The 18,176-nt window shown below is 74.2% G+C and carries 15 protein-coding genes; 7 read left to right on the top strand and 8 right to left on the bottom strand.

Annotation, left to right across the window (positions count from 1 at the left end; genetic code table 11):
• Window position 1 precedes the first annotated feature (1 nt).
• From ACSURM_RS33975 to ACSURM_RS33960, 4 genes are all read right to left on the bottom strand, one after another.
• A complete protein-coding gene (locus tag ACSURM_RS33975; RefSeq protein WP_436959775.1) occupies window positions 2-1,399 on the bottom strand; it encodes a hypothetical protein in 1,398 nt (465 codons plus the stop codon).
• Window positions 1,396-2,907 carry a GT4 family glycosyltransferase PelF gene (pelF, locus tag ACSURM_RS33970; protein ID WP_436959773.1) on the bottom strand — a complete coding sequence of 504 codons (1,512 nt, stop codon included), beginning with the start codon at window positions 2,905-2,907 and terminating at the stop codon, window positions 1,396-1,398. Before pelF ends, ACSURM_RS33975 begins: the two co-directional genes overlap by 4 nt.
• A gap of 119 nt (window positions 2,908-3,026) precedes the next feature.
• Window positions 3,027-5,156 carry a hypothetical protein gene (locus ACSURM_RS33965; RefSeq protein ID WP_436959771.1) on the bottom strand — a complete coding sequence of 710 codons (2,130 nt, stop codon included), beginning with the start codon at window positions 5,154-5,156 and terminating at the stop codon, window positions 3,027-3,029.
• A 398-nt stretch (window positions 5,157-5,554) separates the two neighbouring features.
• Complete coding sequence (locus ACSURM_RS33960) at window positions 5,555-6,082, bottom strand: hypothetical protein (protein WP_189991656.1); 528 nt, start codon at window positions 6,080-6,082, stop codon at window positions 5,555-5,557.
• 387 nt (window positions 6,083-6,469) lie between these two features.
• Here ACSURM_RS33960 and ACSURM_RS33955 point away from each other — a divergent pair, with 387 nt between their 5' ends.
• A complete protein-coding gene (locus ACSURM_RS33955; RefSeq protein WP_436959770.1) occupies window positions 6,470-6,706 on the top strand; it encodes a DUF5133 domain-containing protein in 237 nt (78 codons plus the stop codon).
• A 103-nt stretch (window positions 6,707-6,809) separates the two neighbouring features.
• Window positions 6,810-7,742, top strand: coding sequence for an SGNH/GDSL hydrolase family protein (locus ACSURM_RS33950; protein WP_436959768.1), 933 nt, complete (start codon window positions 6,810-6,812; stop codon window positions 7,740-7,742).
• A gap of 39 nt (window positions 7,743-7,781) precedes the next feature.
• Here the strand turns inward: ACSURM_RS33950 and pgm are convergent, their stop codons facing one another.
• The 3 genes from pgm to proP form a co-directional block, all read right to left on the bottom strand.
• Window positions 7,782-9,422, bottom strand: a complete 1,641-nt coding sequence (gene pgm, locus ACSURM_RS33945; RefSeq protein WP_436959767.1) for a phosphoglucomutase (alpha-D-glucose-1,6-bisphosphate-dependent) — start codon at window positions 9,420-9,422, stop codon at window positions 7,782-7,784.
• Between the two features lie 196 nt (window positions 9,423-9,618).
• Window positions 9,619-11,046, bottom strand: a complete 1,428-nt coding sequence (locus ACSURM_RS33940; protein WP_436959765.1) for an amidohydrolase family protein — start codon at window positions 11,044-11,046, stop codon at window positions 9,619-9,621.
• A gap of 129 nt (window positions 11,047-11,175) precedes the next feature.
• Complete coding sequence (gene proP / locus ACSURM_RS33935) at window positions 11,176-12,708, bottom strand: glycine betaine/L-proline transporter ProP (protein ID WP_436961242.1); 1,533 nt, start codon at window positions 12,706-12,708, stop codon at window positions 11,176-11,178.
• 233 nt (window positions 12,709-12,941) lie between these two features.
• Between proP and ACSURM_RS33930 the strand changes: the two genes are divergently transcribed.
• The 5 genes from ACSURM_RS33930 to ACSURM_RS33910 all read left to right on the top strand — a co-directional run bounded on the left by ACSURM_RS33930 (window position 12,942) and on the right by ACSURM_RS33910 (window position 16,155).
• The gene (locus tag ACSURM_RS33930) at window positions 12,942-13,121 is read left to right on the top strand and encodes a hypothetical protein (RefSeq protein WP_436959763.1); all 180 of its coding nucleotides are present in this window, start codon (window positions 12,942-12,944) and stop codon (window positions 13,119-13,121) included.
• A 156-nt stretch (window positions 13,122-13,277) separates the two neighbouring features.
• Window positions 13,278-13,763, top strand: a complete 486-nt coding sequence (locus ACSURM_RS33925; RefSeq protein WP_436959761.1) for a cation:proton antiporter regulatory subunit — start codon at window positions 13,278-13,280, stop codon at window positions 13,761-13,763.
• A gap of 6 nt (window positions 13,764-13,769) precedes the next feature.
• On the top strand, window positions 13,770-15,065 hold the full coding sequence (locus tag ACSURM_RS33920) for a cation:proton antiporter (RefSeq protein WP_436959759.1): 1,296 nt from the start codon (window positions 13,770-13,772) through the stop codon (window positions 15,063-15,065).
• A 218-nt stretch (window positions 15,066-15,283) separates the two neighbouring features.
• Window positions 15,284-15,460, top strand: coding sequence for a CsbD family protein (locus ACSURM_RS33915; protein WP_436959757.1), 177 nt, complete (start codon window positions 15,284-15,286; stop codon window positions 15,458-15,460).
• A gap of 242 nt (window positions 15,461-15,702) precedes the next feature.
• Window positions 15,703-16,155, top strand: coding sequence for an ATP-binding protein (locus ACSURM_RS33910; RefSeq protein ID WP_436959755.1), 453 nt, complete (start codon window positions 15,703-15,705; stop codon window positions 16,153-16,155).
• Between the two features lie 86 nt (window positions 16,156-16,241).
• On the opposite strand, the gene ACSURM_RS33905 is transcribed toward ACSURM_RS33910, so the two are convergent.
• Entirely contained in the window at window positions 16,242-18,002 is a 1,761-nt protein-coding gene (locus tag ACSURM_RS33905) for a thiamine pyrophosphate-binding protein (protein WP_436959754.1), read from the bottom strand.
• Window positions 18,003-18,176 lie beyond the last annotated feature (174 nt).

The following is an 18,176-nucleotide window of genomic DNA, read 5'->3' as shown; positions in this document are numbered from 1 at the left end:
GTCAGCCGTGCCGGGCGGGCCGGCCGAGGAGCAGCAGCGCGTACGTCACCAGGGCCAGGACGGCGGCGGCGCAGCACAGCGGCAGGACGGGCGGGCCGGGTGGCGGGCGGAGCGTCGGGGCGAGGCCGGCCACCGCGGCGGCGGCCAGGCAGATCACGGCCGGCGGCCAGGCGGTCCCGAACGCCTGGAGGAGCAGCGCGGTCCACAGGGTGGCCGCGAGGAGCAGCAGGGGGGCCGGGGCGGCTCCGGTCAGCCAGGCGGCGGGCAGTAGCGGCAGCAGGTAGGCGCCCAGGCAGCCGGCCAGGACGGCGGCGGAGCGCAGCAGGAACCGGGCCGGGGTGGCGGTGGCGCGCAGCGCGGCCACGGACAGGCCCCGGTAGCGGTACAGCAGCCATTCGGCGGGGCCCATGCTGACCGTCAGTACGATCACCGCGTACGGCTCGTGCCGTCCCTCCAGCAGCACCAGTACCCCGGCGGCCAGGCCGAACAGCCCGTACGGCAGGGACCACAGCGGCCGGGGCCGGGGGCCGCCCGCGCCGGCGGCCGGGGTGGCGAGGGCGCCGCGCAGGACGTGGCCGGTGGCGGCGAGGGTGGCGAGGAGGGCCAGCAGCGGCAGTCCGGCGCGCGCCGGGGCGCCGGGTTCCCACCAGGGCAGGACGGCGGTGCCCGCGATCAGCGGGGTCAGCGCGGCGAGCAGCAGCCGCTCGCGGGCCAGCACGAGCAGGACGCCGGCCGCCGCCAGGTAGAGCGACTGGGCCGCCGCCGCGAGCAGCACGGGAGGGGGGCCGGCGAGCGGGGCCGCGACGGCGGTGGCGAGGGCGGCGCCGAGCGGGGCGCCGGTCAGCAGGGTGCGGGCGGCTTCCCGGCGGCCGGTGGCCAGCCGCAGATGGGCGCGGTGGCCGAGGGCCTGGCCCCAGGCCCAGGAGACCAGGCCGGCGACGATCGGCGCGGTGGCGTGCCGGCCGGGGTGCCACAGTGGCGCGGTGAGCAGGTAGGCGAGGCCGGGCAGGGCGAACAGTACCCCCCGCAGCAGGCAGCGCAGGGTGTCCGGGCGCCAGGGGTCGGCGGCGGGCGGGGGCTCCGGGTAGCTGCGGGGCACCTGTTCGTACAGGGCGGTGGCGAGGGAGAAGAGGTTCGGGTGGCCGTAGCGCTGCTTGATCTGTTCGGCGGTCAGGCCCTCGGCCTCCAGCAGGGCGGCGACCTCGTAGGGGTGGACGGCGGGGCCGATGCGGTCGGCGAGGGCGGCGGCCAGCCGGCTCACCGCCTCCGGGTCGGGGACGTGGCCGGGCAGCCGCAGGGCGAGGGTGCGGTCGTCGCCGCGGGCCGGTGCCTGGGCGAGCCGCAGGGCGAGGGTGTCCTGTTCGGTGCCGCCCGGTTCGAGCGCCATGGGCCCGCTCATCCGGCCAGGCTCCCCGCGGCGGCCCGCGGGCGCTGCCCGCGTGCGGCGGGTTCGGGCAACGGCCGTGCGTGGTAAGGAAGTTCGAGATAGATGGAGCGGAAGGTGTCGATGGTCTGGCGCAGGGTGAACTGTTCGATGACCCGCAGCCGGGCGGCCTCGCCCATCGCCCGGCGGCGCCCGGCGTCGCCGAGCAGTTCGAGCGCCGCCGCCGCCATGCGGTCCGGGTCGCGCGGCGGGACGACGAGGCCGGCGTCGCCGACGGCCTCGCGGACCCCGCCGACGTCGGTGGAGACGGTGGCCCGGCCGCAGGACATGGCCTCGATCAGGGTGAACGGGAAGCCCTCGCTGATGCTGGAGAGCATCACCACGTTCCCGGCCGCGTAGGCGTCCTTGATGTCCTCGACCCGGCCCTCGAAGGTGACGGCGTCGGCGTGGCCCAGGTCGGCGGCGAGCGCCTCGCACCGTTCCCGGTACGCCTCCCCGCCGCGGGGGGTGCCGCCGAAGAGGCGCAGCCGCGCCTCGGGTATCTCCTTGCGGACCAGGGCGAAGGCGCGGATGAGGGTCTCCAGGTCCTTGATGGGGTCGACCCGGCCGGCCCAGCTGAGGGTGGGTGTCTCCGGTTCGGGGCCGGCGGGCGGGAAGGCGGCCGGGTCCACGCCGTTGTAGACGGTGCGGATGGACCGGGGGTCGGCGCCGCCCTGTTCCTCCCACAGCCGGTTGTAGCGGTTGCCGGGGGTGATCAGCGCGGCCCGCCGGTAGCTCTCCTCGGCCAGCAGCCGGAAGAAGCCGAGGACGACGGCCTTCACCGGCCAGCGGTAGGGGGCGGTGCGATAGCCGAGGTAACGTTCCCGCAGGTAGACGCCGTGCTCGGTGAGCAGCAGCGGCACCTGGTGCCGCTCCAGGCCGGCCAGGCCGGGCAGGACGGCCACGCCGCCGCTGACCGCGTGGGCCACGCCGTGCCGGGGCGGGGGCGCGGCGAGCGGGCGCAGGGCGTGTTCCAGCAGGGTGGTGGCGGTGACCGCGTCGTGCAGGGTGGGCCGGGCCTCCCGGACGGGGAGGCCGGGGCGGTTCCACACCCCGGCGAGCAGGGAGACGGCCCGGTCGCCGCGCAGGAAGGCGCTCAGCGTGCCCTCGGCGGCGGCTTGGGCCAGGGCGTACAGCGCGGCCGGGAAACGGTCCTCGGCCCCTGGGTCGAGCAGCGCGGTCAGGAAGCGTTCGTAGGCGTCGGCGAGCCGGGAGGCGGCCCGGCCCCGGGGCGGGCGGCCCTCGGGCGGGGCACCCCACATGGGCACCGACAGCACGCTGTGGACGTGGCCGGGCAGTTCCCATACGACGGGTTCGCGTCCGGTGCCGGTGACGGCGATGACGTCGAAGTCGAGGTCGGGCATGCCCTGGACGAGCTGGTCGCACCAGACGCTGACGCCGCCATGGCTGTGCGGATAGGTGCCTTCGGTGAGCAGGGTGACGTGCGCCGCGCCGGGGCGGCGCGCGCCGTGCTGAACGTGCATCGATGGGGCTCCACGGCCGAGGTGTGGGGTGGTCGTGTGGTTCCGGCGCCGGTGGGCGGGCCGGAGCGGGGCCCGTCCGCCCCGTGCGGGAGCGGACGGGCCCCGGGGCCGGTGCGCGTTCAGCTGCCCGGGGTGGTGGAGACCCGCTGGGTGACGCCCGCCGGGACCTCGGTGCGCGGGGCCGGGGCGGTGGTGGCGGCGGTGCCGTCCGGGTGCGCGGCGGGCGCGGTGGCGGCGGACGGCAGGGTGAAGGTCAGCGGGGTGCCCGGGGAGGCGGTCCAGCCGGAGACCGCGCCCGCGTACGCGGTGCCGTAGGCGGCGTTGCCGAGGGTGCTGCCGGTGGGCAGGGTCGCCGGGACGACGGTGCCGGCCGGTCCCTGCACGGTGACGGTGGTGCCGACGCGGTAGGCGGTGACCCGGCCGGCCTGTACGGCGCTCTTCCAGGCGGCGCGACGCTGGAGTTCGGCGCCGATGGCCTTCATCCGCAGGTTGACGACGGGGGTGTTGTCGGCGAACAGGGCGTCGTAGCCGTCGAGCACGCCGTTCAGGACCGGGTAGGCGATGCGGTCCTCGGCGAGGTTGGACTGGTGGATGAAGTGCGGTTTGGGGTCGTTGGACAGTACGTGGCCGAGGGCGATCCGGGTCTCCAGCGGCACGATGTGGTCGGTGTAGCCGGTGGCGGGGTCGAGCGGGGCCGGCAGGCAGGTGGTGGTGGCCGGGTTGTCCTCGCAGATGCCGCTGCCGCCCTGGGCGCGGCTGGTGTACAGCCAGTTGTACTCGTCGACCTGCTCGGCCGCCCGGCCCGCGTTGTAGAAGACGTTCATCGGGTAGCGCGAGACGGTGGTGGCCGGGCCGATCCGGCGCTGCTCGGGGTCGCGGGAGTTGTCGGAGGCGAGCCACTTGACGCCCTCGACGGTGAGCGAGGGGCCCAGGTTGGGGTTGTCCTGCGGCTGCTGCGGCAGGATCTTCAGGCCGGAGTGCTCGCCGGTGACCAACTCGTCGGTCTCCAGGGGGAGTCCGGCGACCTGGCCCCAGGCGCGGTTGGTGGCGATCTCGTAGTCGATGGTGGCGAGGCTGACCCACTTGGTGCTGCCGTCGACATTAGTGGCGCAGGTCCACGGCACGACGGTGACGTTCTGCTCGCAGCCGAGGTAGGCGTGCGTGTAGGTGTGGTTGATCCAGCGGAACTGGCCCCGGTCGGCGATCAGTTTGTCGGCGAGCCGGTCGACGCCGTTGTTGTCCTCGCGCTGGTCGACGCTGCCGGCGGCGTTGTAGGCCAGGTCGAGGGTGAGGCGGCGGCTGTTCTGCCAGGCGATGGCCTGGTCGACGTCGGCCGGGGTCATCCGGATCGGGTCGGGGGTTCCCTCGCCGTCCGGGCAGTCGACGTCGCCGGGCGTGCAGTTCAGCTCGGTGTCCCAGCGGTCGTCGGCGGCGAACACGTCGTCCACGTGGACGGCGAAGTAGTTGCGGGAGGCGCCGAGGTGCACCCCGCCGGTCATCCACTCCACGATCCCGCGGGCCAGCAGCCGGAACTGCTGCTGGTACTGGTTGTAGACGAAGGTGACGACCAGTTCGCGCCGGCCGTCGTGCCGGTACTCGCCGACCAGCGAGCCCGATTTCGTGGTGCCCGGGACGGGCGCCTGCACGTACGGGGTGAAGTCGGCGCCGGCTGCGGGGGCCGACAGGTAGGCGTAACTCTCGCCCACGGTCGGTGAGTTGTCCTCGAAGGGGACCGCGCCGTCGAGGTAGCCGAAGGGGCCCGCCCGTCCGGCGGCGGTGACCTGGGCGCGGACGCCGTCGACGCTGCCCGAGTAGCCGCCGAAGGTGGGGACCTGGAGGCCGACCTGGGGCCGGGCGTAGGTGTAGGCGTCGACCTGGGGGATCGCGTACGTCTGTTCGTAGGCGGCGAGGGCGCTCATCTCGGCGCTGCCGGCCGCGAACGGGTTGTCGTTGGGCAGGACGACGGCCTGGTACTTGGCGCGCGGCCGGCCGTCGACGGTGTCCGCGAGGAAGGCCGCGTCGATGGTGGGCCGGTCGGCGCGGGTGAGATCGACCTCGGTGTACGGCGTCCCGGCGGTGTCGAGTTCGGCGGCGATGGCGTCGGTGGCCGGGCCCCCGTCGCTCACCACCAGGACTCTGAGGTCGATGCGGGCGGTGGTGGTGGCGGCCTGGGCCGGACCGGCCGGCAGGGCGAGCGCGCCGATGAGCGCGCCCACCGTCAGGGCGGTGGTGCGTATGGTCCGCTTCATTGCGGTGAAGTCCCCTCCCCGGACAGGGGTGAGCACGGCTCCCATGGAGCGGACGCACCCCCTCGCGCGACGCCGGCGTCCCCCTCAGAAGCCGGTCGTCGGCGCATCCGTCGCGTCACATGGTGATGTCTCTGTGGAGCTTTTGTGGTCGAGTTAAGAAAGATGACGGAAAAGAGCACATGTCGGCCGCCGACCGGGGCAACCGGGCGGAACTTTTTTCCGTCGTGACCAGCGCGGTGGTACAGGACACGGTGCGGGTCCGGCTGGCAGGTCCGGCCGCCGTACGACGCACCGGCGGACCACGCGGTCCGCCGGGCGATGTGTCGCGGCACGTCCCGGGTCGAGCGGGCGGCCGGGGCTGTTTCCAGTCACCGGCCGGTGACCGCGACCCGCGTCCGTCAGGCGCAGAGCACCCGGGTCTCGGGGGTGTAGACGGGTCCGCCGTTGGTGTTGCTGCTGTCGCTGAACTCGGCGTAGTAGTACGAGTAGAAGCCGATGTTGCCGTTGCAGCCGGAGTCGGCGGCGACCTGGAGGGTCAGCGTGACGGTACGGCTCTGGCCGGGCGGGATGGTGGCGCCGTAGTTCGCGCCGAGGTTGCTCGGGCCGGTGCCGGAGCACGGGGTGCTGCCGGCCGCGGTGGCCAGGCTGCACCCGGTGAAGCTGTACTTCAGGTCCGGACGCTGGGTGGTCAGCCAGGTCGGGTCGATGGTCTGGTACACGAACCAGACGTCGTAGGTCTTGTTGTTGGTGAGCGTCATCGACAGCTTCACCGTGCCGCCGGGGGTGGTGGTGGCGGAGTCGGTGGCGAAGGTCAGGGTGGTCGGCGCGGGGTCGGCGGCGCTCGCGCTGGGGGCCAGGCCGAAGACGGCGAGGAGGAAGGCGAGGACGGCGGTGAGACCGAGGCGTCTCGGCAGAGGTGATCGCATGGCCCGGGAGGCTAGGCACGGGCCGGGCGCGGCGTCTGCACCCCTGCACCGATCCGGAGCCGGATCGGCCGAAAGTGATCGCCATGTGAAGAAGTTGCGGTGACGGCGTGCTGGCGCGTCGCCTTTCACATCCGCGCACGCCGGGCGCGGTGGACCCGGGGTGAGAGCGGGCCGTCGCGACGCGGTGACACACGGTACGTGGTTGGCGCGTACCCGCCGCCCGGTCGGCCGCCGGAAGGGGGTCCACCGCTTGCGGAGCGGACGAGTTCCGGCCACAGAGCGGTTTCCGGCCGTCGCGCCCGGCGCGGGACGGGGCATGCACCGGTGAAGCGGGGGTATCCGGCCTGCGAATTCGATCGTCCGGCGGATCATCAGGAGGCGAAACGCATGCTCATGGCACACCCCGCGGTACTGAAGGACCTCATCGCCCAGTACGAGACCCTGTCCCTGCTCGGAGCCGAGGAGAGCACCCCCGAGGCCCGGCAGCGGCTCGCGGACATCTCCTACACGCTGTGCGTGGCCACCGGCACCCGGGATGTCGACATGGCCCTGATCGCCGCCCGCCACCGCCTGTCCGGGGCCCGCCCGGAGGACGACTCCCTGCTCCAGGCGTCCGGGGTCTGACCCGCCCCTCCCCCGAACCCGCGGCCTCCCGCTTCTGGTCGGCGGGACGCACCGGACGGTATACAGATCCGGTCGGACCGCGAGGGCGAGCACAGGGGGGCGCATGGCGCGCGAGAGACGACCGGCGAGGCGGCGGGCCGCCGCCGTGGCGGCGGTGCTGGGCGGATGCGTGCTGGCCGCGGCCGGCACTGCACCGCCGGCCGGCGCGCACTCCCCGGGACACACGGGCCCACACCCTCACGGAGGGCACGGCCGCGCGGCCGCCTATGTGGCGCTCGGCGACTCCTACACCTCCGGACCCGGGATCCCGGCGCAGGTGGACGCCGACTGCGCCCGCTCGGACCACAACTACCCCTCGCTCGTGGCCGCCGAGCGGCGCGCGAGCCGGTTCACGGACGTCAGCTGCGGCGGGGCCACGACCGCCGAGATGTGGCGGGCGCAGGGCGGCAACCCGCCCCAGCTCGACGCGCTGGACCGGCACACCGGCCTGGTGACCGTGCAGATCGGCGGCAACGACGTCGGTTTCGGCTCCATCATCGACACCTGCGCCCGCGTCGCCGCCCAGGACCCGGCGGGCAACCCCTGCCAGCGCGCGTACCGGGCCTCAGGACACGACGAACTGGCCGCCGCCGTGCTGCGCACCGCGCCGAAGGTCGACCGGGTGCTGCGCGCCGTGCGCGCCCGCGCCCCGCACGCCCGGGTGCTCGTCGTCGGCTATCCCGCCCTGCTGCCCGACGACGGCAGCGGCTGCTTCCCGCAAGTCCCGTTCGCGGCCAAGGACTTCCCCTACCTGCGGGACACCGAGAGGCGGCTGAACCGGATGCTCCGGCTGGTGGCCGGGGTGAACCGGGCCGAGTACGTGGACACCTACGGCCCCACGGCCGGCCACGACATGTGCCAGGCGCCCGCGGACCGGTGGATCGAGCCGCTCCGGCCGGCCGCGCCCGCGGCGCCCGCGCACCCCAACGCCCGGGGCGAGGCGGCCATGGCGCAGGCCGTCCTCGACCGGCTGGAGCGGGGGCGCGGGCGCGGCTGAGCCGGGGCGGCCCCGCCGGGAGCCGCCCCGCGCGCCCGGTCAGCCGCCGAGCGCGCCCCCCACCACGGCCTGGGCCTCCTCCTGCACCCGGGCGAGGTGGTCCGGGCCGAGGAAGGACTCGGCGTACACCTTGTAGACGTCCTCGGTGCCCGAGGGCCGGGCCGCGAACCAGGCGTTCTCGGTGGTGACCTTGATGCCGCCGATCGCGGCGCCGTTGCCGGGCGCCTCGGTGAGCACGGCCGTGACCGGCTCCCCGGCCAGCGTGTCCGCGGTGACCTGGGCCGGGGACAACTTGCCGAGCAGCGCCTTCTGTTCACGGGTGGCGGGCGCGTCGATCCGGGCGTAGGCGGGGGTGCCGAAGCGGTCGGTGAGGCCGGCGTAGTGCTCCGACGGCGTCTTGCCGGTGACCGCCGTGATCTCGGCGGCGAGCAGGGCCAGGATGATGCCGTCCTTGTCGGTGGTCCACACCGAGCCGTCCCGGCGCAGGAAGGAGGCGCCGGCCGACTCCTCGCCGCCGAACCCGAGGTCGCCGCCGACGAGTCCGTCCACGAACCACTTGAACCCGACCGGCACCTCGACCAGCCGGCGGCCGAGGTCGGCGGCGACCCGGTCGATCATGGTGGAGGAGACCAGGGTCTTGCCGATGCCCGCGGCGGCCGGCCACTGCTCGCGGTGCCGGTAGAGGTAGGAGATGGCGACCGCGAGGTAGTGGTTGGGGTTCATCAGGCCCGCGTCCGGGGTGACGATGCCGTGCCGGTCGGCGTCGGCGTCGTTGCCGGTCGCGATGTGGAAGCTGTCGCGCCGCTCGATGAGGGAGGCCATCGCGTAGGGCGAGGAGCAGTCCATGCGGATCCGGCCGTCCCAGTCCAGGGTCATGAACCGCCAGGTGGGGTCGGTGTGCGGGTTGACCACCGTCAGGTCGATGCCGTGCTGCTCGGCGATCCGGCCCCAGTAGGCGACGGAGGCGCCGCCGAGCGGGTCGGCGCCGATGCGCACCCCGGCCGCCCGGACGGCGTCCAGGTCCAGCACGCTGGGCAGGTCGCCGACGTAGGTGCCGAGGAAGTCGTAGCGGCCGGTGGTGTCCGCGGCGAGCGCGCGGGCGTACGGCAGCCGGCGTACGTCCTTCAGGCCGCCCGCGATGATCTGGTTGGCGCGGTCCTGGATCCAGGCGGTGGCGTCGGAGGCGGCCGGGCCGCCGCTCGGCGGGTTGTACTTGAAGCCGCCGTCGGCGGGCGGGTTGTGCGAGGGGGTGACCACCACGCCGTCGGCGAGGCCCGAGGCGCGGCCCCGGTTGTGGGTCAGGATCGCGTGCGAGACGGCGGGGGTGGGCGTGTAGCCGTCCGCGTCGTCGATGAGCACGCTCACCTCGTTGGCGGCGAAGACCTCCAGCGCGGTGGCCTTCGCCGGCTCGGACAGGGCGTGTGTGTCGGCGCCCAGGAAGAGCGGGCCGTCCGTGCCCTGGGCAGCACGGTATTCGCAGATGGCCTGGCTGGTGGCGGCGATGTGGTCCTCGTTGAAGGCGCTCGCCAGGGACGAGCCTCGGTGCCCCGAGGTGCCGAACGCCACCCGCTGTGCCGGGTCGGCCGGGTCGGGGTGCAGCGTGTAGTACGCCGTGACCAGCCGGGCCACGTCGACAAGGTCCTCGGGACGGGCCGGCCGGCCGGCTCGTTCGTGCGGCATGAGTACCGTTCCTCCGCATCGGTGGGTCGTTCGCTCACCGCACATCTTTCCTCGTGGGGGGCGTGCCGGGCGAGTGCGCCCCACCGGCCAAGACGCCGTGCCGGTCGTGCGGCCGGTGCGCGGCCGGTACGCAGCCGGTGCGCGGCCGGTACGCAGCCGGTGCGCGGCCGGGCGGGCCGGCCCGGCCGCGACGGCCTCAGGCCCCGGCGCGCACGCGGGCCGCGGCGCGTTCGGCTTCCCGCACCACCTCGGCCGTGTCGACGTCCACCAGCTTCCCGCGCTCCTTCCGCGCCCGCCCGTCGATGTACACGTGACTGACGTTGCCGGGCTGGCCGTTGAGCACGATCTGCCCCAGCCAGTCGAAGCGGGGCGCGAAGTTGAGCGTGCCGGGGTCGAGCACGAGCACGTCGGCGCGCTTGCCGGGGGTGAGCGAGCCCACCTGGTCGGCCATGTGGAGGCACTCCGCCCCGCCCAGCGTCGCCATGCGCAGCACGGCCGGGATCGTCGGGTGGACCTCGGCATTCTGGTGCAGGGCGCGTTGCAGTCCGACGGCCGCCTTCATCACGCCGAACATGTCCGAGGTGTCGTTGGTGCCGCCGTCGTGGCCGAGTCCGGTCCGCACCCCGCGCCGCCCGAGCTCGGGGAGCCGGATGATGCCGGAGCCCAGCCGCATGTTGCTCAGCGGACAGTGCGCCACTCGCACATCGGCCTCGGCGACCTGTGCGATCTCGTCGTCGGTGAGGTGGATCGCGTGGTTCATCAGCAGGTCCGGTCCGAACGCGTCCGCGGTGCGCAGGGAGCGGATCGGCTCCTGCGCGCGGTCGCCGCGGTGCTCCAGCACATGCGAGTTGATCATCAGCCCCAGCTCGCGGGCTACCTCGCGGGATCTGCGCAGCGGATCGAGCCGGTCCATACCGGCGTGCACGGCGACCTGGGCGGAGGCCAGCGGCAGCGGGTCGAGGAGTTCCTTCTTCACGCGCGGTACGAGATCGAGGTCCGCGGTGTTCTGCGCCATCGCGTACACGAAACGCAGTCCGGTGCGGTCCAGCGCGCGGATGTACTGCTCACTGGTGTCGAACGGGATGGGGTGCACCCAGTCGACCAGGGTGGTCACCCCGGCCTGGAGGGCGTCGAGCGCGGCGAGCCGTACGAACCGGTACATGTCCTGCGGGCCGATCCTCGGCAGGGTGGCGCGGTTGCAGCCGGCCAGCCAGCCGTACAGGTCCTGGGTGTGACAGCCGCCGCGGATGCTGGACTGCCACAGGTGGTTGTGGAGGTCGACGAAGCCCGGCAGCACCAGCATGCCGGAGACGTCCACCACGCGGGCGCCGGCCGGTGCGGGCAGTCGCCGCCCCACGCCGGCTATCCGGCCGTCGCGCATCAGGACGTCGGCGTGCTCCAGCGTGCCGAGGTCGCCCGCGCCGAGGGCGGGGTCCATGGTGAGGACGAGTCCGGCGCCCCGCAGCAGGGTGGTGGGCGCGGGTCCGGCGGCCCGCCCGGGGCGGGGGGCCTCGCGGGTCACGGTGGTCGCGCCCGTCGCCAGGGGGACGGCGCCGATGCCGGCCAGGACGGTCCGGCGGCGCGGTGGCCGGGGAGACGTGGGGGAGCTCGTGGTGGGGGTCATTGCGGTGTTGTACCGCGGGTAACAGAGCCGCGACACGACCAATTCAAGCCAACGGAACCATTATTCCGCATGGTGGATAGCGTGAGCCTCCGTGGGTCCCACAGCCCCACGGAGGCCCGCGCTGCCCCCTCAGCCCCGTCGCGCCTTCTCCTGCTCCCGCGCGAAGGCGTACAGCTCCTTGGAGGTGGCGATGAGTTCGCGCCGCTCCTCCCGGGAACCGACCATCGGCTGCGAGCCCTTGAGCGGCACCTGGGCGCTCTCCGGCAGGAACCGCACGGTGACCAGGCCGATGACGCCGGCCAGCATCAGGTAGTAGGCGGGCATGAGGTCGTCGCCGCTCAGCTCGACCAGCGCGGCGGTGACCAGCGGGGTGGTGCCGCCGAACGCGGCGACCGCGAAGTTGAAGCCGATGCCCATGGCGGCGTAGCGCACGGCGGTCGGGAACAGCGCGGGCAGGGTGGCGGCGCTGGGCGCGGCGAAGCAGGCCAGCAGCGTGGCCAGGAGCAGCACCCCGGCGATCGGCGGCCAGGTGCCGTCCGCCTTGATCAGCAGGAAGGCCGGCACGGCGAGCACGATCATCGCGGCGGCGCCGACGGCGTACAGCGGCCGTCGGCCCACCCGGTCGCTGAGCCGGCCGAGGAAGGTGATCAGGATGACGATCCACACCATGCCGACGAGCACCAGCAGGTCGGCGGAGCCGCTGGAGCGGTGCAGGGTCTCGGTCTGATAGGTCGGCAGATAGCCGGTGACCATGTAGTTGGTGACGTTGTAGAGCAGCACCAGGCCCATGCAGACAAGCAGGGGCCGCCAGTGGTTGCGGACGATGTCCTTGAACTCGCTGCCGACCGATTCCTGCGCCAGGGCCTTCTCGTGTTCGTCCAACTGCTGCTGGAAGGCCGGGGACTCCTCCAGTTTCATCCGCATGTACAGGCCGATCACACCGAGCGGCCCGGCGATGAGGAACGGCACGCGCCAGCCCCAGGACAGCATCTGGTCGTCGGTCAGGGCCAGGTTCAGCGCGGTGACCAGGGCCGAGCCGAGGGCGTAGCCGGCGAAGGTGCCGAAGTCGAGCCAGCTGGAGAGGAAGCCGCGCCGGCGGTCCGGGGAGTACTCGGCGACGAAGGTGGTGGCCCCGCCGTATTCGCCGCCGGTGGAGAAGCCCTGGACCATGCGGGCCAGCAGGAGCAGCACGGGCGCGGCGATGCCGAGGGTGGCGTAGCCGGGGATGATGCCGATGGCGAAGGTGCCCGCGGCCATCATGATCATGGTGGTGGCGAGCACCTTCTGCCGGCCGATCCGGTCGCCGAGCGGCCCGAAGACCAGTCCGCCGAGGGGGCGTACGACGAAGGCGGCGGCGAAGGTCGCGAACGAGGAGATGACCTGGGCGGCCGGGGAGGCGCCGGGGAAGAACACCTTGCCGATGGTGGCGGCGAGGTAGCTGTAGACGCCGAAGTCGAACCACTCCATGCAGTTGCCGAGCGCGGATGCCCCGACCGCGCGCCGCAGCAACGGGGGCTCGACCACCTGGACGTCGTCGGCGCGGAAGGCCCGCCGGTTGCGGCGCAGCCTGCGGCTCAGTTCCTCGCGGACCTGGTGCGGCAGCCGGGCCACGGCCTTCGGCACCCGCGCCCCGCTCCGCGCACTCCCCTCCCCGTCGGGCATGGACTGCCCGCCGGACGTCTCACCTCTCATGAGCGCCTCCTTCCGCTCGCCGTCTTGATCACCGCCTGCCCCTCTCACCGGGCCGGAAACGGAGCCGTTCCCCGCGCCCCGACGGCGGGGAATATGACGCACGCCACAGACGTAAGGAAAAAGTAGGACATAATGGAGGTCACCGGACGACGTTGTCAGCCCGACCTTCGCGCGACCCGCGATCCCAAGGAGCCGTTCCCCGTATGGCGCACGGAGCCCACCGCAGCCCTCTTCTGCCGCCCCACCCCGACCTGACCCTCGCCCGCGACTGCGAGCAGTGCCTCGGCTGGGGCACCGTCGTCACCGGCGACGGACACCACGAACTGTGCCGCGCCTGCCAGCCGGGCCCCGCCGAGGCGGCCACCGGCAGCCCCCGCCCCTAGCCGGGCCTCCCTTGTGGCCGGGCCTCCCTTGTGGCCCGGCCTCCCGCAGAGCGGCCCCGGCCCCGGCCTCCCCCGCCCCTGGAAGGATCACCTTCCGGATAGGGTCGGGTAACGGTTTCCCCAGGAAACATTCCAGGCCGAGGCAGGGGGGCTGCCATGAGCACCGCACGCACCAGCAGGACGCCGTTGCCGGGCATCGGCGTCCGTTACGACCTGACGACCCGCGAACGCCGCCATCTGTCGGTGGTCGCCCACCGGGACGGTTCGCGCACCCTGAGCGCGTACCGGAACGACGATCCCGACGCCTGCGCGCTGTCGGTCCGGCTCACCGGGCAGGAGGCGGAGGCCCTGGTGGACGCCCTGAAACCGACCCATCACAGCCCCACCCTGCTGTCCACCACGGAGCTGGGCCTGGTGGCCGAGCGGATCGAGCTGTCCGGGACCTCCCACTGGAACGGACGGCTGCTCGGCGACACCCGGATGCGCACGGAGACCGGCGTGTCGATCGTCGCCGTCCTGCGCCGCGCCGAGGCGATCCCCTCCCCCGGCCCCGGCTTCCGGCTGGCCGGCGGGGACACGCTGATCGTCATCGGCACCCGCGAGGGCGTGGACGCCGCCGCCGCCATACTCGGCCGGGAGTGAGAGCCGATGCATTCCTCCGCGGTCTTCCTGATCGAGTTCGGCGCGATCATCCTCGGCCTCGGGCTGCTCGGCCGGCTCGCCGCCCGCCTGCGGTTCTCGCCCATCCCGCTGTACCTGCTGGCCGGGCTCGCCTTCGGCGAGGGCGGGCTGCTGCCGCTCGGCACCAGCGAGGAGTTCGTGGCCATCGGCGCCGAGATCGGTGTCGTCCTGCTGCTGCTGATGCTGGGCCTCGAGTACACGGCCGGCGACCTGGTCTCCAACCTGAAGACCCAGTACCCGGCCGGAATCGTCGACGCCACCCTCAACGCCCTGCCCGGCGCCGCCATGGCCCTGCTGCTGGGCTGGGGCCCGATCGCCGCCGTCGTCCTGGCCGGCATCACCTGGATCTCCTCCTCCGGGGTCATCGCCAAGGTGCTCGGCGACCTGGGCCGGATCGGCAACCGGGAGACCCCGGTGATCCTCAGCATCCTGGTGCTGGAGGACCTGTCCATGGCGGTCTACCTGCCCGTCGTCACCGCCCTGCTGGCCGGGACCGGCATCGCCGCGGGCAGCATGACTCTGGCCATCGCGCTCGGTGTGGCGGGCGTGGTGCTGCTGGTGGCGGTGCGCTACGGCCGGCACATCTCCCGCTTCGTCTCCACCGACGACCCCGAGAAGCTGCTGCTGGTGGTGCTCGGCCTGACCCTGGTGGTGGCCGGGGTCGCCCAGCAGCTCCAGGTCTCCGCGGCGGTCGGCGCGTTCCTGGTGGGCATAGCCCTCTCCGGTGAGGTCGCCGAGGGCGCGCACAACCTGCTGGCACCGCTGCGGGACCTGTTCGCTGCGGTGTTCTTCGTCTTCTTCGGCCTGCACACCGACCCGGCGAGCATTCCGCCGGTGCTGCTGCCCGCGCTCGCCCTGGCCGCCGCCACCTCCCTCACCAAGATCGCCACCGGCTGGTGGGCGGCCCGCCGCGCGGGCATCTCCGGCCGGGGCCGCTGGCGGGCCGGCGGCACCCTGGTGGCCCGCGGCGAGTTCTCCATCGTCATCGCGGGACTCGCCGTGACCTCCGGCATCGACTCCGACCTCGGCCCGCTGGCCACCGCCTACGTGCTGATCCTGGTCGTCCTCGGCCCGCTCACCGCCCGGTACACCGAGCCGCTCGCCCTCCGGCTGACCGGCATCCGGGGCCGCGCCCGCCCGGCGCCGGAGCCGGAGGCCGAGCGCACGGCGACGGCCGGGGACGAGGCGGAGGCGGAGGTGGAGGCCGGGGGCGGCCCGGAGCCCGTCGCCCCGGACCAGGAGAGCCCGGTCAGCCGGTCCTGATCGCCGTACGACGGCACCGACACACGGTGGAAGCACGTCGTCCCCTCCCCTCCGGGACCGCCGGCCCCTCCCGAACCGCTGCCCGGCCACTGCGGCTACCGGGCCGCCACCTCGTGCGGCGGCGCCGCGCCCGCTGATCCTCCGCCGGGTTTGGACGCCTGCGCAGTGGCAATCCGGAGGGGGACCACAGACCGCGTCCTACGTTGGGAAGTGACACGATGGCCGGCAACCAGAAGGCCAAGGCCAAGGCGGAGCAGGCCAAGGGCAAGGCGAAGGAGGCCGTGGGCCGCGCCGTGGGCAACGAGCGCATGGAGGCCGAGGGCCGCACGCAGGGCGCCAAGGGAGACGCCCGGCAAACCAAGGAGAAGGCGAAGGACGTCTTCAAGAGGCACTGAGAAGACGGCTCCGACCACCGAGGTGTGTGCCGGACCGGCCGCCGGACGGGCCCGGGAGTTCCAGCGCGAGCGGAAGTCCCGGGCCCGTTCACGCGCTCGGTACCGGGGCGTTCCTGCCCATCCGGGGGATTCCTCGCAAACGTCCCCTTGACCCGCCGTCCAGCGGGTAGCCGAGCAGGGACGGCACGGCACCCCTGTGCACAGGAAGGGCCCCTGACCCCAGAGGAAAAGGGCAACGAGGTATGGACATCCCGCTCAGGACCCACGCGACGACTACGCAGGACCGCCCGGCGGTGCTGCGGTACAGCCGCACCTGGGACGCCGGCGTCTCCAGCATCGCCGAGGCCAGAGACGCCGTCGCCGACCTGCTCTCGCGGGCACGGCCGACTCCCGCACGGCGTTCGGTGCAGGATGCCCAGCTGGTCGTCAGCGAGCTCGTCACCAACGCGGCCAAGCACGCGCCCGGCCCCTGCGCGCTGGGCCTGGAACTGCTGCCGGGCGCGCGGGCGCTCCGCGTCACCGTCACGGACACCTCCCGGGAGCCGCCCCGCAGGCGTCCCCCCGACCCCCGCCGGATCGGCGGCCACGGGCTGCACCTGGTGGCGATGCTCGCCCCCGACCTGGAGGTGACCTGGCCGTCCCACGGCAAGCGGGTCACGGCGACCGTACCGCTGACGCCGCGAGCGGCCGACTGACCGACTGACCGACGGCACACCACCGCGATCACCGCCCGCCGCCATGGGCGGGAGCCGCCCCGGCCCGTCCCATTGGGCGAGGACGGTCAGCCGGCCGGCCCCATGAGTCTGCTCACGGCCTTCGGGCGGGGCCTGTCGGTGCCCGGTCCGGCCGCCCAGTCCGGTGGTGTCTCACCGTCCACCACGAACTCCAGGAGCAGCGGCCCGCGCCGGCCGAGCGCGTCGTCCCAGGCGGAACCGACGTGCCGGGGCCGGTCGCAGCGTACGGCGGGCAGCCCGGCCAGTTGCGCCCATCGCGCGTACGGCAGCGCGGGGACCTCGGCGGACAGCGGGATCAGCGGATCTCCCTCGGCGGCGCGGCGCTGCCAGGTGAGGCGGTTGAGGTCGCCGTTGTTGAAGACGCAGAACACCAAGGGGGGCAGTCCGGCCAGCCGGTCCAGATGGCGCCGGACGGTGATCAGCTCGTTCAGGCCGCCGCCTTGCAGCGCGCCGTCGCCGACCAGGGCGATCACCGGCCGGTCGGGGGCGGCGAACCGGGCGGCCACGGCGTACGGGACGGCCGCGCCGGGCAGTGCGAGGTGACCCGAGAGCAGCGAGCGCATGCCGGTCCGGAGCCGGAGATGGCGGGTCCACCAGTCCAGCGCGGTCCCGGAGTCGGTGGTGACGACGGCCCGGTCGGGCAGCCGCTCGGACAGCTCGGCGACGACCGACCGGGGGTTGACCGACGTACCGAAGTAACGGCGGGCCCGGGTCTCCCCCGCCGCCCGCCACGCCCGCACCGTGCGCTCCACCCGGACGGCCCAGCCGCGGTCGGGGCCGCCGCGCAGGAGCGGGAGCAGCGCCTCCAGGCAGGCGCTCACCTCGCCGTTCACCCGGAGGGCGGAAGCGTCGGGGTCGAGCGGGCAGTCGTCCGGGTGCCGGTCCACGGTGACGATCCGGCACCGGCCGGGAGCCGGCAGCAGGGCGCGGTCGAGGTCCTCGGCGCCGACGAGGAGCAGTGTGGCGCAGTCCCGCAGCAGGGCCGCGGCCGCCTCGCTGCCGAGCGGGCCCGCCACGCCGGCCAGATACGGCAGGTCGTCCGGCAGCGCGTCCCGGGCCAGGGCGGTCGTGGCGACCCCGGCGCCGAGCACCTGGGCCACCCTGGCCGCCTGCCCGGACGCCGCCCGGCCCGCGTTGCCGATCACGACGACGCCCCGGCCACCGCCCCCGAGTACCGCGGCCGCACGACGAACACCGTCCACGTCGGCCGCCCCGGCCGTCCGCACCGACGCCGACGCCGACGGGGGCCGGATTCCGGGGGAACCCGACAGCCCGGAGAAGTCCAAGCATCGGGGCGGGCCGGGCATGACAGATGGGGCCGGGGCCGTCAGGGTCCCGTGGGGCAGGATCAGGCTCGCCACGCCGCGGTCGCCGAGCGCGGCCCGCACCGCCCGGTCGAGGGCGTCTCCGGCCACCAGCTCCGGCCCGGACACCTCCTCGCACCAGACGGAGACCGCCGCCAGATGGCGTACGGCCGGGCCGCCCCCGCGCCGGGGCTCCGGGTCCGCGCCCACCAGGGCCAGCACCGGCGCGCGATCGGCCGCCGCGTCGTACAGCCCGCCCAGCAGCCGCAGCACGCCCGCCCCCGGCGGGGCGAGACAGCAGCCCGGCCGGCCGGTGAGCTTGGCCTCGGCGCAGGCCATGAGCGCGGCGGACTCCGCGCCCCGCGCCTGAATGAACTCCGGGACACCGGGACCACGGCCGAGGGCCCGCAGCAGCGGGTCGACGGCCGGTCCCGGCACGCCGTACACCCGGCCCACGCCCGCGTCCCGCAGCCGGGCGGCGAGCCTGTCGGACACCTTCACCACGGCGACCTCCCTGAGCCCCGGCGGCCACTGGTCCGGGCCACCGGGTAGCCGCGCGCCGAACGCGGCAAACGGGCCGGAGGACCGGACGACCCGGCGGGCGGCACCGGCCGGGCGGCCGTGCCGGACGAGCGGAGCGGGGGCCGCCGTGCCAGGCTCGGAGGGTAAGCACACACA

This window comes from Streptomyces sp. SudanB182_2057 (assembly GCF_964272715.1).
Classification (GTDB): Bacteria; Actinomycetota; Actinomycetes; order Streptomycetales; family Streptomycetaceae; genus Streptomyces; species Streptomyces rubradiris.
This window is presented reverse-complemented; position numbering and strand designations above follow the sequence as displayed.

Bases quoted from the DNA above. Each gene is read 5' to 3' on its own strand.
- ACSURM_RS33975 (WP_436959775.1), bottom strand. From the start codon at position 1,399: ATGAGCGGGCCCATGGCGCTCGAACCGGGCGGCACCGAACAGGACACC.
- pelF (WP_436959773.1), bottom strand. From the start codon at position 2,907: ATGCACGTTCAGCACGGCGCGCGCCGCCCCGGCGCGGCGCACGTCACC.
- ACSURM_RS33965 (WP_436959771.1), bottom strand. From the start codon at position 5,156: ATGAAGCGGACCATACGCACCACCGCCCTGACGGTGGGCGCGCTCATC.
- ACSURM_RS33960 (WP_189991656.1), bottom strand. From the start codon at position 6,082: ATGCGATCACCTCTGCCGAGACGCCTCGGTCTCACCGCCGTCCTCGCC.
- ACSURM_RS33955 (WP_436959770.1), top strand. From the start codon at position 6,470: ATGCTCATGGCACACCCCGCGGTACTGAAGGACCTCATCGCCCAGTAC.
- ACSURM_RS33950 (WP_436959768.1), top strand. From the start codon at position 6,810: ATGGCGCGCGAGAGACGACCGGCGAGGCGGCGGGCCGCCGCCGTGGCG.
- pgm (WP_436959767.1), bottom strand. From the start codon at position 9,422: ATGCCGCACGAACGAGCCGGCCGGCCGGCCCGTCCCGAGGACCTTGTC.
- ACSURM_RS33940 (WP_436959765.1), bottom strand. From the start codon at position 11,046: ATGACCCCCACCACGAGCTCCCCCACGTCTCCCCGGCCACCGCGCCGC.
- proP (WP_436961242.1), bottom strand. From the start codon at position 12,708: ATGCCCGACGGGGAGGGGAGTGCGCGGAGCGGGGCGCGGGTGCCGAAG.
- ACSURM_RS33930 (WP_436959763.1), top strand. From the start codon at position 12,942: ATGGCGCACGGAGCCCACCGCAGCCCTCTTCTGCCGCCCCACCCCGAC.
- ACSURM_RS33925 (WP_436959761.1), top strand. From the start codon at position 13,278: ATGAGCACCGCACGCACCAGCAGGACGCCGTTGCCGGGCATCGGCGTC.
- ACSURM_RS33920 (WP_436959759.1), top strand. From the start codon at position 13,770: ATGCATTCCTCCGCGGTCTTCCTGATCGAGTTCGGCGCGATCATCCTC.
- ACSURM_RS33915 (WP_436959757.1), top strand. From the start codon at position 15,284: ATGGCCGGCAACCAGAAGGCCAAGGCCAAGGCGGAGCAGGCCAAGGGC.
- ACSURM_RS33910 (WP_436959755.1), top strand. From the start codon at position 15,703: ATGGACATCCCGCTCAGGACCCACGCGACGACTACGCAGGACCGCCCG.